This window comes from Streptomyces sp. NPDC051214 (assembly GCF_040682375.1).
Taxonomy (GTDB): domain Bacteria; phylum Actinomycetota; class Actinomycetes; order Streptomycetales; family Streptomycetaceae; genus Streptomyces.
This window is the reverse complement of the sequence record NZ_JBFBAT010000006.1, coordinates 19,279-33,011: the sequence shown is the minus strand read 5'-3', so window position 1 is coordinate 33,011 and position 13,733 is coordinate 19,279. Positions and strand designations below refer to the sequence as shown.

At 71.0% G+C, this 13,733-nt stretch carries 10 protein-coding genes; 2 read left to right on the top strand and 8 right to left on the bottom strand.

Features of this window, described 5'->3' with window-relative positions; all coding sequences use genetic code 11:
- Window position 1 precedes the first annotated feature (1 nt).
- From scpB to AB0M70_RS16695, 8 genes are all read right to left on the bottom strand, one after another.
- Window positions 2-679 carry an SMC-Scp complex subunit ScpB gene (scpB, locus tag AB0M70_RS16730; protein ID WP_365820722.1) on the bottom strand — a complete coding sequence of 226 codons (678 nt, stop codon included), beginning with the start codon at window positions 677-679 and terminating at the stop codon, window positions 2-4.
- Window positions 676-1,680, bottom strand: a complete 1,005-nt coding sequence (locus tag AB0M70_RS16725; protein ID WP_365820721.1) for a ScpA family protein — start codon at window positions 1,678-1,680, stop codon at window positions 676-678. The genes scpB and AB0M70_RS16725 overlap by 4 nt, the downstream gene beginning before the upstream one ends.
- A 17-nt stretch (window positions 1,681-1,697) precedes the next feature.
- Complete coding sequence (locus tag AB0M70_RS16720) at window positions 1,698-2,297, bottom strand: hypothetical protein (protein WP_365820720.1); 600 nt, start codon at window positions 2,295-2,297, stop codon at window positions 1,698-1,700.
- Window positions 2,282-3,442 carry a ParA family protein gene (locus AB0M70_RS16715; protein WP_365820719.1) on the bottom strand — a complete coding sequence of 387 codons (1,161 nt, stop codon included), beginning with the start codon at window positions 3,440-3,442 and terminating at the stop codon, window positions 2,282-2,284. Before AB0M70_RS16715 ends, AB0M70_RS16720 begins: the two co-directional genes overlap by 16 nt.
- 378 nt (window positions 3,443-3,820) lie before the next feature.
- Window positions 3,821-4,936 carry an alanine dehydrogenase gene (gene ald / locus AB0M70_RS16710; RefSeq protein WP_365821126.1) on the bottom strand — a complete coding sequence of 372 codons (1,116 nt, stop codon included), beginning with the start codon at window positions 4,934-4,936 and terminating at the stop codon, window positions 3,821-3,823.
- A 144-nt stretch (window positions 4,937-5,080) separates the two neighbouring features.
- Window positions 5,081-7,132, bottom strand: coding sequence for a tetratricopeptide repeat protein (locus AB0M70_RS16705; protein ID WP_365821125.1), 2,052 nt, complete (start codon window positions 7,130-7,132; stop codon window positions 5,081-5,083).
- Between the two features lie 197 nt (window positions 7,133-7,329).
- A complete protein-coding gene (locus AB0M70_RS16700; protein WP_365820718.1) occupies window positions 7,330-7,956 on the bottom strand; it encodes an NUDIX hydrolase in 627 nt (208 codons plus the stop codon).
- Window positions 7,957-8,042: 86 nt separating this feature from the next.
- A complete protein-coding gene (locus AB0M70_RS16695; RefSeq protein WP_363210704.1) occupies window positions 8,043-9,701 on the bottom strand; it encodes a CTP synthase in 1,659 nt (552 codons plus the stop codon).
- Window positions 9,702-10,116: 415 nt separating this feature from the next.
- Between AB0M70_RS16695 and AB0M70_RS16690 the strand changes: the two genes are divergently transcribed.
- Window positions 10,117-11,922 (top strand): glycoside hydrolase family 15 protein, encoded by a 1,806-nt coding sequence (locus tag AB0M70_RS16690; RefSeq protein ID WP_365820717.1) that lies wholly within the window; start codon window positions 10,117-10,119, stop codon window positions 11,920-11,922.
- 151 nt (window positions 11,923-12,073) lie between these two features.
- Entirely contained in the window at window positions 12,074-13,717 is a 1,644-nt protein-coding gene (locus AB0M70_RS16685; protein ID WP_363210702.1) for a PucR family transcriptional regulator, read from the top strand.
- The last annotated feature ends 16 nt before the right edge of the window (window positions 13,718-13,733 follow it).

The following is a 13,733-nucleotide window of genomic DNA, read 5'->3' as shown; positions in this document are numbered from 1 at the left end:
GTTAGTCGTCGTCTGTGCTCTCGGTGTACTCGTAACCCGGCGCATCGGGTGCGTCCGGATCGAACGACGGAACGCCTTCCAGCGTCTCGGCCTCGATCGCCTCCGCCTCGGGGAGGAAGGGCGCGAGCTCCGGGAGCTCGTCCAGGCCGCGCAGGCCCATCCGCTCCAGAAAGTAGTTCGTCGTCCTGTACAGGATCGCACCTGTTTCGGGTTCCGCGCCCGCCTCCTCCACCAGACCCCTCTGGAGAAGCGTCCGCATCACGCCGTCACAGTTCACTCCGCGCACCGCGGAGACCCTGGAACGGCTGACCGGCTGGCGGTAAGCGACGACCGCGAGGGTCTCCAGGGCCGCCTGGGTGAGCCGTGCCTGCTGCCCGTCGAGCACGAAGCGCTCCACGGCGGCCGCGTACTCGGGCCGGGTGTAGAACCGCCAGCCGCCCGCCACGAGCCGCAGCTCGAAGCCGCGGCGCTGCACGGTGTACTCGTCGGCGAGCTCCCGCAGCGCGTCGGCGACCTGCCGCCGGGGACGATCGAGGATCTTGGCGAGGTGCTCCTCGGTGGCCGGTTCGTCGACGACCATGAGGACGGCCTCCAGGGCGGGCCGCAGCTCAAGATCGGCGACGGCGCCCGCCAGGTCTCCCGCGGGGCTCCCCGCGCTCATGGGGCCGGTGGGGCTCATGGGGCCGTCTCCTCACTCGTCTCACTCGTCTCACTCGTCTCGCCCGGCGCATCGGGCGCGCGGTCGAACTCGTCGGTCACCGTCGGCTCCCCGTCGCCGTCCCCGCCGGTCCACCGCACCAGCAGCTCCCCCAGGGCGGCCTCCTGGTCCAGCTCCACGGCCTTCTCGCGGTACAGCTCAAGGAGCGCGAGAAAGCGCGCGACGACGGTGAGGGTGTCCCCCGCGTCCTCCACGAGCATTTGGAAGCTGAGCTCGCCCCGCTCCCGGAGCCGGGCCACGACCACCCCGGCCTGCTCCTGCACGGAGACCAGCGGGGCATGGATGTGGTCGACGTACACCTGGGGCTTCGCGCGGGGCTGCATCGCCTTCACCGCGAGATGGGCGAACCCCTCGGCGCCGATGCTGATGACGACCTCGGGCAGCAGCTCCGCGTGGTGCGCCTCGAGACCGACGGTGCGCGGATAGCGCCGCGCCTCCTGCTCGAGCCGCTCGCTGAAGATGTCGGCGATGCGCTTGTACGCGCGGTACTGGAGCAGCCGCGCGAAGAGCAGGTCCCGCGCTTCGAGCAGCGCGAGATCCGCCTCGTCCTCGACCTCGGCGGAGGGCAGGAGCCGGGCCGCCTTGAGGTCGAGCAGCGTGGCGGCGACCACGAGGAACTCGGTGGTCTGATCCAGGTCCCAGTCGGGCCCCATGGCGCGGATGTACGCCATGAACTCGTCGGTCACCGTCGAGAGGGCGACTTCGGTGACGTCCATCTTGTGCTTCGAGATGAGCTGAAGCAGCAGATCGAAGGGGCCCTCGAAGTTGGCGAGACGGACCTTGAACCGCCCGTCGTCTGGCGCGGGCTCCGGCTCGGGGGCCGACTCGGACTCCGGCTCAGGGGCCGGCTCCGGTTCGGGAATCGGATCCGGCTCCGGCGCGGGCTCCGCGGGAGCCGCACCCGGGCCGCGCCCCAGCGCACGCCGACGGGCGGCCGGTGCGGAATCGTCGTTCAGGGGCATCGGCGGGAACGCTACCGCTACCGCCCGCGCAACCGTCGTACGAGAATGCTCGCGTCCCCGCGGGACTCCAGATCCGCGAGCACCACGGCCACCGCCTCGCGGACGATGCGCCCGCGGTCGACCGCGAGGCCGTGCTCGCCCCGCAGCACGAGGCGCGCGTGCTCCAGGTCCATCAGCTCCTCGGCGGAGACGTACACGGTGATCTTCTCGTCGTGCCGCTCGCGCCCGCTGGGCCGCCGGTTGGCCGCCCGTGCGCGTCGCCGCGCCTGTGCCGTGGAGGAGGCGTTCGCGGACCGGCCGCCGCTCTGTGCGGCGGCTCCTTCCTGGCCCTGGGCCTGACCCTGCCCCTGGGCGGCGCGGCCCTCGGCCGTGGCCGACCGGCTGCGGGACTCGCCCGACTCCGCGTCGGCGGCGCCGTGTTCGGCGGCGTCACCGCCGTCCGACTCCGCGCCGCTGCCGTGCGCGTCACCGGCAGCGGTGTCGTCGCTCTCGCCGGCCGGCGACGGCACCCGTGCCTCGCCGTTCGCCTGGCGTCGCGGGGACGACGACTGCAGCGCCATCCCCCCGGTCGTACGGAACAGTTCGTCGGCCCCCGGCAGACTCACTCGGCGTGACACCGGGCGAGCACCTCCCTGGCGAGCTGGCGATAAGCGGCCGCGCCGACCGAGTTCGATGCGTACGTCGTGATCGGCTCACCGGCGACCGTGGTCTCCGGGAAGCGGACCGTGCGCCCGATCACCGTGTGGTACACGTGATCGTCGAAGGCCTCGACCACCCGCGCGAGCACCTCACGGCTGTGCACCGTGCGGGAGTCGTACATGGTGGCCAGGATGCCGTCGAGCTCCAGGTCGGGGTTGAGCCGCTCCTGGACCTTCTCGATGGTCTCCGTCAGGAGGGCCACACCGCGCAGCGCGAAGAACTCGCACTCGAGCGGCACGATCACCTTGTGGGCCGCCGTCAGGGCGTTCACGGTGAGCAGGCCGAGCGAGGGCTGACAGTCGATCACGATGTAGTCGTAGTCCTGCATCAGCGGCTTCAACGCCCGCTGCAGCGTGGACTCGCGCGCGACCTCGCTCACCAACTGCACTTCGGCGGCGGACAGGTCGATGTTACTGGGCAGCAGGTCCATGTTCGGGACCGCCGTCTTCAGCAGCACCTCGTCGGCCGACATGCCCCGCTCCATGAGCAGGTTGTAGACCGTCAGGTCCAGCTCCATCGGGTTCACCCCGAGGCCCACCGAGAGGGCGCCCTGCGGGTCGAAGTCGACCAGCAGGACCCGGCGTCCGTACTCCGCGAGCGCGGCGCCCAGGTTGATGGTCGACGTCGTCTTGCCCACGCCGCCCTTCTGGTTGCACATCGCGATGATCTTCGCGGGACCGTGATCGGTCAGCGGTCCCGGGATCGGGAAGTACGGCAGCGGGCGTCCCGTGGGACCGATGCGCTCACGGCGCTGACGGGCCGCGTCCGGGGCCAGCGTGGCCGCGTACTCGGGATCGGGCTCGTACTCGGCGTCAGGGTCGTAGAAGTGCCCCTGGGGCAGTTCCTCGTAGTCGGCGAGTTGGGTGTGGGTGGTGTTTTCGCCACTCCGGTCGCCGGCCATGGCGTTCACGTGATGGCCATCCATGCTCTGGGGTGCAGACGATGTTGACTGGGCCGACTGGGCCGCTCGCGTCGGCTGCGGTTTCTGGCGGGCTTCGAAGGTGCGGACAGCGACGGAGCCGACAGCCTCGAGCCCCACGGGTCCTTGGCCGCGCTCAGACATTCCTGGTTGACCACCCCCGGGAGCAAATGTCGACTCATTCACAAGTCGTCTTACCTCCTTGGTGACCAGGAAATTTCTCGATAGGTCAGCGTGGCACCATGCCGACGGTTGGCGACTCTATGGCGTGTCACCGGTCCGCAGCAACACAATCCGCCGGACCCGGCCCGATGTGTCGGCAATCGAACGCCCCCATGTCAAGGGTGTGCGGCGTGTCTTCGGCGCGATTCCGGGGTGTGCGAATCGGTTAAAGGGTTACGTTCAAGGCGAGTTGACCATGTCCACGGACATACGCATACGGCCGGACCCCTCTCAAGGTCCGGCCGTGGGCGTGAGATTGACGACTTTCGTTGACGAAAGCGGTCGGGTTCAGCTTCGGGTTCAGCCGAGGAGCGTCTCCAGCTCGACGTGCTCGAGGCCGTGCGACTCCGCGACCTCCTTGTAAACGACCTTGCCGTCATGGGTGTTGAGACCCAGGGCGAGCGCGTGGTCACGGCGCAGCGCCTCGACCCAGCCGCGGTTCGCCAGCTCGACGATGTACGGCATCGTCGCGTTGGTCAGCGCGTACGTCGAGGTGTTGGGCACCGCGCCGGGCATGTTGGCGACGCAGTAGAACACCGAGTTGTGGACCGGGAAGGTCGGCTCGGCGTGCGTGGTCGCGTGCGAGTCCTCGAAGCAGCCGCCCTGGTCGATCGCGATGTCGACAAGGACACTTCCCGGCTTCATCCGCGAGACGAGCTCGTTGGTGACGAGCTTCGGCGCCTTCGCGCCCGGGATGAGGACGGCGCCGATGACGAGGTCGGCGTCGAGGCAGGCCTTCTCGAGCTCGAAGGCGTTGGAGACGACGGTCTGGATCTTCGTGCCGAAGATCTTGTCCGCCTCCTTGAGCTTGTTGATGTCCTTGTCGAGCAGGGTCACGTGGAAGCCCATGCCGATGGCGATCTGCGCGGCGTTCCAGCCGGAGACGCCACCGCCGATGACGACGGCCTTGCCGGCCGCGACACCCGGGACACCGCCGGGCAGCACACCGCGGCCGCCCTGGGCGGCCATCAGGTGGTAGGCGCCGACCTGCGGGGCCAGGCGGCCCGCGACCTCGGACATCGGGGCGAGCAGCGGGAGCGCGCGGTTCGCGGTCTCGACGGTCTCGTACGCGATGGCGGTCGTGCCGGACTCCAGGAGCGCGTCCGTGCACTCCTTGGACGCGGCCAGGTGCAGGTAGGTGAAGAGGGTCTGGTCCTTGCGGAGGCGGTGGTACTCCTCGGCGATGGGCTCCTTGACCTTCAGGAGGAGGTCGGCCGTGGCCCAGACCTCGTCCGCGGTGTCCAGGATGACGGCGCCCGCGGAGACGTACTCCGCGTCCGTGATCGAGGAGCCGACACCGGCGTTCCGCTCGATGACGACCTGGTGGCCATGGCGCACCAGCTCATGCACGCCTGCGGGGGTGATGGCCACCCGGAACTCGTTGTTCTTGACCTCGCGGGGGATGCCGACCTTCACGTCGATCACGGTCCTCTTGGCTCAGGGGTTTTTCGGGCAATGCACTACATACCGATACACAAGAGGGCGCATCGGAGACACCACGGAAGTACGCGGCGGAGCCAGTCTAATGAAGGACTTCTCGCTGTCTAGCCTTTCAATGCATCAATCTTCTGCGATAGTGCTACGGATTTCGTAGGCGGAAGGTCTGGCTCCAGCTGGTGATGCAAGCCCGGTGACCTCCTCCGTCCCTGTTCCCAGCATGCGCTCGGCGGCACTGCGGTGCAGCCGGGCGGCCGCCGGGTCGCCGAGCCGGTCCAGGGTGTCGGCCAGCCTGAGCTGCAGCGCTGCCTGAAGACGTACGTCACCGGCCTGCCGCGCCCAGTCGACGGCCTCCTGGCAGGTGCGCAGCGACTCCTCGGGCCGCCCCGCGTACTCCTGCACCCGCGCCAGCTCGCTCAACGCCCTTGCCTGGCCCGCCACATCACCGGCCTTGCGGTAGCCGGTGACCGCCGAGCTCCAGTTGCGCAGCGCCTCGCCGTAACGGCCCGCGTACGTGTGCGCCGTCCCGATGCGGCCGTAGAGCCGTGCGGCATCGGCGCGCTCGTCGCGCGTGAGGCGCTGGGCGAGCGCGCGCCCGAACCAGTCGGAGGCCCGCGACCAGTCCCCCAGCTCCTGATAGGCGCCGCCTACGGATTCCATCGCGCGGCCGGTCGCGTACGGATCATTTGCTTCCCGTCCGGCGTCCAGCGCGAGCCGATAGCGCCCCAGCGCCTCGTGCGTGCGTCCCGTCCGCGCGTCCAGATCCGCGAGATTCAGCAGGGCCGCCGCCTTCTCGCGGGGCAGGTTGCGCCGCTCGGCGACATCGAGGACGAGCCGGTGTACGCCGTACAGCTCGGGAGCCGCCTCCTCCGTGCCCCGGTGGGCGACCAGCGCCCGCGTCAGGGCCGCCATCAGGCGCCGCGCGAGGGTGTCGAGCTCCCCGTCGGCGACCGCGAGGCGGGCCGCGGCGAGCAGGGCGGGCTGCCGGACGCGCAGCCACTCGGAGGCGGCCGCCGGATGGGGGAAGCGCAGGGCGCGCGGCAGCCCGGCGAGCTTCTTGCGGGCGCCCGAGTCGTCCGGCTCCGTGACCGCCCGGCAGGACTGGAGGAGGCGTACGGTCCGCTCCAGCATCCTGGCCCGCGCGAGCTGCACCTCGGCGGGCCGGTCCTGGCTCTCGGTGCGCGCACGGAGCAGCGGCAGCAGGCAGGCCGGCAGCTCGTACTGCGGAAGGGACGAATTCACGGCCCTGACCAGGCCGAGCTTCACGAAGTCGTCCAGGGTCGTGCGGGCCGCGGAGACCGAGCAGCCCGCGAGCGCGGACGCGGTGTGCGGGTCGAGGTAGCCGGCCGGGGCGAGGGAGAGATAGCGCAGTATCCGCGCGGCGGCGCCCGGCAGCGAGGTGTACGAGAGCTCGAAGATGCGGGCGAGGGCGCCGGAAGCGGACTCGTCCTCGGACCGGTCGTGCACCTGCTTGGCCAGGTCGGCGACGGCCGCCTTGGGCCGCCCGGAGAGCCAGCCCCCGGCCAGGACGAGCGCGGCGGGGTGCGCGGCGCAGGCCTCGACCAGGCTCTCCGCCGACCGCGGGTCCACGGTGATGCGCACCGGGCCCGCCGCGCGGGAGAGCAGTTCGACCCCCGCGGCGGTGTCCAGGCCGCCCAGCGTGCAGGGCCGCACGTCCGGGATGCCGGTGAGCGGACCCTCCGAGACGGCGACGACCAGGCACTCGGGCGTGTCCGGGAGCAGCGGGTCGACCTGCTCGGCGTCCGCGGCACCGTCGAGAAGAAGCAGGGCCCTGCGGCCGGAGAGGGCCTCGCGGAGCACCTCGGCGAGCTCGTCCTCGTCGGCGCCCGGCGGCGCGGGGACCTCGAGGGCGTCGAGGAGTTCCCGGGCGGTGCGTTCCGTGGGCACGCGCGTGCCGTCGGGTTCGCTGAGGTGGGCGCGCAGCACCCCGTCGGGGTAGTCGTCGGCGACCTGCCGGGCGAGTTCCTCGGCGAGCGCGGAGCGGCCGGAGCCGGGGCGGCCGGCGATGAGGAGCACGCGCGCCCGGGGCGCCTTGCGGCCCGCGATGGTGTCGAGCCCCGCGCGGTCGATGTCGGCGCGGAGCTCTTTCAACTCCCTGCGCCGGCCGACGAATTGACTGTCCTCGGACGTCCGGGCCGGAGCGGGCCGCGGCACCGCGCCGCCCGCCGCCGAACCGTCCGTGTCGACCGCCTGATCCGTCACGGGTCATGCTCCGTCCGCCTGCGCGCGAACCCGCCGGGACTCCGGGCGGGACGCTTCCAGAGCCTAGTTCAGGCCCTGGTGTCTCCCTTGGCGAGCGGCACGCACAAGTCCCCCGATCGGATCAGCAGATCGTCACACCGGAGGATCTCTCAGGCCTCGAAGGGGCGCGCGGGCCAGGGCGCCTCGGCGGGACGCAGCGCGTCGACGCCGTCGCCGCTCAGCGCGGCGGTCAGCGAAAGGGCGCCCACGACCAGGCAGTTGTTGTGCAGCTCACCGGCGAGCACACCGCGTACGAGCTCTTCGAGCGGTACGCGCGCCAGCTCCATGTCGGCCTCCTCCTCGGAGACCTCGAAGCGCTCGCCCTCGGCCTCGGACAGATCGCGGGCCAGGAAGATCCGCACGGCTTCGTCGCAGCCGCCGGGCGTGGTGTAGACGTCGGTCAGGACACGCCAGTCCTCGGCCTTGACGTGCGCCTCTTCGTAGAGCTCGCGCTGGGCGGCGTGCAGGGGGTTCTCGCCGGGGATGTCGAGCAGCCCCGCCGGGATCTCCCACAGCTTGTGGCGGACGGGGTGGCGGTACTGGCTGAGCACCAGGACGCGGCCCTCGTCGTCCAGGGCGAGCACCGCGACCGAGCCGGGGTGCACCTGGTAGTCACGGTGCACGACGGACCCGTCGGGCATGACCACGTCGTCGGTGCGCACCGAGGTCTTGTTCCCCACGAAGGGCGTCTTCGTCGCCGTGACCTGCCACTCCTCGGCGGTGTCCTTGATCGTCATGTCGCCCTGTCCTCCCACACGTGCAAACAGAAACCGGGGCACGCGCCTCATAAGGCTCGTACCCCGGCAACCGTATCGCTCTTGTGTTACTTGCCCGTCTGGCGCTCCACCGCGGCCTTCACCAGGCCCGCGAAGAGCGGGTGCGGACGCGTCGGGCGCGAGCGCAGCTCCGGGTGCGCCTGCGTGGCGACCAGGTAGGGGTGGACCTCGCGGGGGTACTCGACGTACTCGACGAGCTTGCCGTCCGGGGACGTGCCGGAGAAGAGGATGCCGGCCTTCTTCTCGAGCTCGGCGCGGTAGGAGTTGTTCACCTCGTAGCGGTGACGGTGGCGCTCCTCGACGTACTCCTTGCCGTCGTACACCTCACGGGCGATGGAGCCCTCGGCGAGCTTTGCGGGGTACATGCCCAGGCGCATCGTGCCGCCCATGTCGCCCTCACCGGCGACGATGTCCAGCTGCTCCGCCATGGTCGAGATGACCGGGTGGGCGGTGGCGGCGTCGAACTCGGTGGAGTTGGCGTCGGGGATGTCCGCGAGGTTGCGGGCGGCCTCGACGACGATGCACTGCAGGCCGAGGCAGATGCCGAGCAGCGGCACCTTGTGCTCACGGGCGTACTGGATGGCGCTGACCTTGCCGTTGACACCGCGCTCGCCGAAGCCGCCGGGGATCAGGATCGCGTCGACGTCGCCGAGCTGCTTGGCGGCGCCCGCCGGGGTCTTGCAGTCGTCGGAGGTGACCCACTTGACCTTGACCCGGGCGCGGTTGGCGAAGCCGCCGGCGCGCAGGGCCTCGGTCACCGAGAGGTAGGCGTCGGGCAGGTCGATGTACTTGCCGACCAGCGCGATGGTGACCTCGTGGTTCGGGTTGTGCACCCGGTCCAGGAGGTCCTCCCACTGGGTCCAGTTCACGTCGCGGAACGGGAGGTCCAGCTTGCGGACCACGTACGCGTCCAGGCCCTCGGTGTGCAGGACCTTCGGGATGTCGTAGATCGACGGCGCGTCCTTGCAGGCCACGACCGCGTCCTCGTCGACGTCGCACATCAGCGAGATCTTGCGCTTGATGGCGGTCGGCACGTCGCGGTCGGCGCGCAGCACGATGGCGTCCGGCTGGATACCGATGTTGCGCAGGGCCGCGACCGAGTGCTGGGTCGGCTTGGTCTTCAGCTCGCCGGAGGGGCCGATGTAGGGAAGCAGCGAGATGTGCACGACGAAGACGTTGTCGCGGCCGACCTCGTGGCGGACCTGGCGGACGGTCTCCAGGAACGGCAGGGACTCGATGTCGCCCACCGTGCCGCCGACCTCCGTGATGACCACGTCGACGTCGTCGGTGGCCATGCGGCGGATGCGGTGCTTGATCTCGTTGGTGATGTGCGGGATGACCTGCACCGTGTCGCCGAGGTACTCGCCGCGCCGCTCCTTGGCGATGACCTGCGAGTAGACCTGGCCGGTGGTGACATTGGCCGTGCCGTCGAGGTCGACGTCCAGGAAGCGCTCGTAGTGGCCGATGTCCAGGTCGGTCTCGGCGCCGTCGTTCGTGACGAACACCTCACCGTGCTGGAAGGGGTTCATCGTGCCCGGGTCGACGTTCAGGTACGGGTCGAGCTTCTGCATGGTCACGCGCAGGCCACGCGCCTTGAGGAGCGCACCCAGGCTCGAGGCAGTCAGACCCTTGCCGAGGGAAGAGGCGACACCCCCGGTGACGAAGATGTGCTTGGTCGTCGATGACGCAGAGGATCGAGTCTGCATGGCCAAGAGGGGGCTCCCGTGGTCGCGGTCTGAAGGGTGCGTACCGGCCTCGTCCCAGGTTTTGGAGGAGGTGCCGTCGCTGCGGTTCGGGGGTTCTAGGACCACCGGCTCACGGGCTACCAGGGTATCAGCGCTCGGACGAGGCTGCTTCCGGCCACGCTCGGACACCCCCGTCACACCTCCCTCACCAGGCGCTCACCCGTTCGGCGCAGGCCGGTTGCCGGGAGCGGCGCGCAGATCACCGGGGTGCGTCGTATCCTGCTCGGACACTGGCTGCCGAGCCGGACCGACCAACGGCAATCACCCCCTACCGTTCTTGGAACAAGAGGCTCGCGCAGTTCGTTTTACAGCGAACCCTTGACCGTAGTAGCGAGCGCCCCGAGAGGGCGACGTGGCCGTTTGACTGGAGATGCACGTGGCCGGGCGCATCGAGGATTACGCACTCATCGGAGACATGCAGACCGCTGCCCTGGTCTGCCGGGACGGCACAGTCGACTGGCTGTGCCTGCCCCGCTTCGACTCTCACGCCATCTTCGCCGGATTGCTCGGCACGGAGGAGCACGGATTCTGGCGGCTCGGGCCCGCGCACAGCCCCGACGCGCCACCGCCGACCGCCGCGCGGCGCACGTACCGCGGCGACTCGCTGATCCTGGAATCCGAGTGGGACACCCCGCGCGGCACGGTCCGCGTGACGGATTTCATGCCGCCGCGCGACACGGACGCCCCGCAGCTGGTGCGGATCGTCGAGGGCGTCAGCGGCCGGGTGCCGATGCGCTCCGCCCTGCGCATGCGTTTCTCGTACGGCCGTGTCGTGCCCTGGGTGCACAAGGTCGACGAGCGCACCGTGGCCGTCGCGGGGCCCGACTCCGTGTGGCTCGACACGTCGGCGGAGACCTTCGGCAAGGACCTCACGACGTACTCGGACTTCACGGTCTCGCCCGGTGACCGGGTCGCGTTCACCATCTCGTGGCAGCCCTCGCACAAGGAGCCGCCGCCGCCCGCCGAGCCCGAGAACGCCCTGGTGGCGACGCAGGACTTCTGGCGCGAATGGGTGGACCACTGCACGTACCACGGCCCGTACCGCGAGGCCGTGGTCCGCTCGCTGATCACCCTGAAGGCCCTGACGTACGCCCCCACGGGCGGCATCGTCGCGGCGCCCACGACGTCGCTGCCGGAGGACATCGGAGGCTCCCGCAACTGGGACTACCGCTACACCTGGCTGCGCGACGCCGCCATCACGCTCTCCTCGCTGCTGCGCACCGGATACCGCGAGGAGGCCCGCGCCTGGCGCGAGTGGCTCCTCCGGGCGGTGGCGGGCGACCCCGAGAACCTGCAGATCATGTACGGCATCGCGGGCGAGCGCGAGCTCGGCGAGGCCGAGCTCGACTGGCTGCCGGGGTACGAGGGCTCGACACCGGTCCGGGCCGGCAACGGCGCCGCGCACCAGCTCCAGCTCGACGTGTACGGCGAGGTCACCGAGGCCCTGCACCTGGCGCACATGACGGGCCTGGCCCGCAGTGACTACGCCTCGCTGCTCCAGCTCAAACTGATCCGGTATCTGGAGACGCACTGGGACCAGCCGGACGAGGGCATCTGGGAGGTCCGCGGCCCGCGCCGCCACTTCGTGCACTCCAAGGTGATGGTGTGGGTCGCCGTCGACCGCACGATCAAGCTCATCGAGTCCGGTGACGCGGACGGCCCCCTGGACAAGTGGCGCGACCTGCGCGACGACATCCACCGGGACGTCTGCGAGAAGGGCTACGACAAGGAGCGCAACACCTTCACGCAGTCGTACGGCTCGAAGGAGCTGGACGCCTCGCTGCTCCTCATCCCGCAGATGGGCTTCCTGCCGCCCGACGACAAGCGCGTGATCGGCACGATCGAGGCGATCCAGCGGGAGCTCTCGACGTCGGACGGCTTCATCCTGCGCTACCCGACGACCGGCGACGGGGAGAACCTGGACGGCCTGGAGGGTGACGAAGGCGCCTTCCTCGCCTGTTCGTTCTGGATGGCGGACGACCTGGCGATGATCGGCCGGGTCGACGAGGCCCGCAAGCTCTTCGAGAAGCTGCTCGCGCTCCGCAACGACCTGGGCCTGCTCGCGGAGGAGTGGGACCCGCGGCTCCAGCGCCAGGTCGGCAACTTCCCGCAGGCGTTCAGCCACGTGCCGCTGATCGACACGGCACTGCGCCTGACGGCCAGCGGGGCGTACGGCGGCTAGCCGGGACCTGCGGCTCGGGACGGCGACGGGCTCCTCCGTCGCCGTCCGTTTCATGTCCACGGCGACAGTTGTCGGGATATGAGCGGAACGGATCACTCCCGTAACCGGTCGGAGATGTTCCCGGAGCGAATGCGCAGGTAGCGTCCGCCCCATGGAAAGTCAGGGCACGCAGGGCACTCAGGGCGGCATCACCGTGCAGCGCGCCCTGGAACTTCCGGGTCTTCGCGGCGGGCTGCCCGAGGTCGTCGCGGGCGCCGAGCGGCTGCAGCGCACGGTGCGGTGGGTGCACGCGGGCGAGGTGCCGAACATCGCCTCGCTCCTCAAGGGCGGCGAGCTGCTCCTGACCACGGGCCTCGGCCTCGGCGCGCGCCCCGCCGAGCAGCGTGTCTTCGTGCGCAAGCTCGCCGAGCGCGGCATCGCGGCCCTCGTCGTCGAGCTGGGCCCGCGCTTCACGCGGCTGCCCGCGGCGATCGTGGAGACGGCGCGCGCCGCGGGGCTTCCGCTGGTGCAGCTGCACCGGGAGGTGCCCTTCGTGACGGTCACCGAAGAGATCCACACCGAGATCGTCAACGGCCACTACGCGCTGCTCCAGCGGGCCGAGGAGGTCCACCGGCGCTGCACGGAGGCGCTGCTCGGCGGGGGCGGCGTACCCCAAGTGCTGCGCGTGCTCGCGGACTTCAGCGGCAATCCGGTGTTCCTGGAGTCGCCGGACGGGCAGCTTCTGTACGCCGCCGGGGCGGGCACGGAGTGCGCCGATCCGCTCCAGGTGTGGGAGGGGCTGCGGGGCCGGAGCGTCGACAAGGACGGGCCGCCCGCGGGCGCGCTGCTCGTCGACGTGCCCGGCGGCGGCCCCGGGTCGGGCTCGGTGCGTGCCCGCCTCGTGCTGCTCGCCGTGGAGTCCGCGCTGCTTCCGGTGCACCGGATCGCGGCGGAGCGGGCCGCGGGCTCGCTCGCGGTGGTCCTGATGCAGGCGCGCCAGGAGGAGGAGCTCGCCGCGCGCGGCCGGGGCGACTTCCTGACCGACCTCGCGGAGGGGCGCATCCTGGCCGACGACGCGCCCGCCCAGGCGCGGGTGCTCGGCTTCAAGCCCGGCGAGAGCCCCCTGCTGCCGGTCGTGATGCGCCTCGCGGACGGGCTGCCGCCGGGCGGGGGCTGGGCGGTGCTCGCGCGGGCGGTGGCGGAGGAGCTCGCGGCGGTGGGGGTGCCGGTGCTGCTCGGAGTGCGTCCGGTCGAGGGGCGCGTCCCGCTGCTCCTGGGGCTCCGCTCGGAGTCCGAGCGCACCGCGGTGGCCGACCGGGTCGCCGCCGCGCTGCGGGCGGGCGTGGAGCGGGCGGGGATGCAGCGGGCCGGGGCGCTGCCACCGGTCGTGGTGGTCGGGGTCGCGGGCGGCTGGGCGGCGGCTTCGGCGGGGCTCCGGCACGCGGCGGAGACGGCGACGGCCGCGCAGGGCCTCATCGACCGCCCCTGGTACGACGCGCGGCGCCTGGACATCGACCTGTTGCTGTGGCGCCTGCACAACTACGACGACTCGGCGCTCGCGGCGTTCGTGGACCGTGCGATCGGCCCGCTGCGCGCCCACGACCTGCGCTCGAAGCCGCCGCTGCTTCCCACCCTGCAGACGTATCTGGCGCATGCGGGACGCAAGGCGGAGACGGCGCGCGAACTGCACCTGAACCGACAGACGCTCTACAACCGTCTCGCCAGGATCAGTGAGCTCCTCGGCACGGACCTGGACGACCCGCAGACGGTGCTCGCCCTGAGCCTGGCGCTGCGGGCCCGCAGACACGTGGCGTAGCCGCCCCGCGCACGCC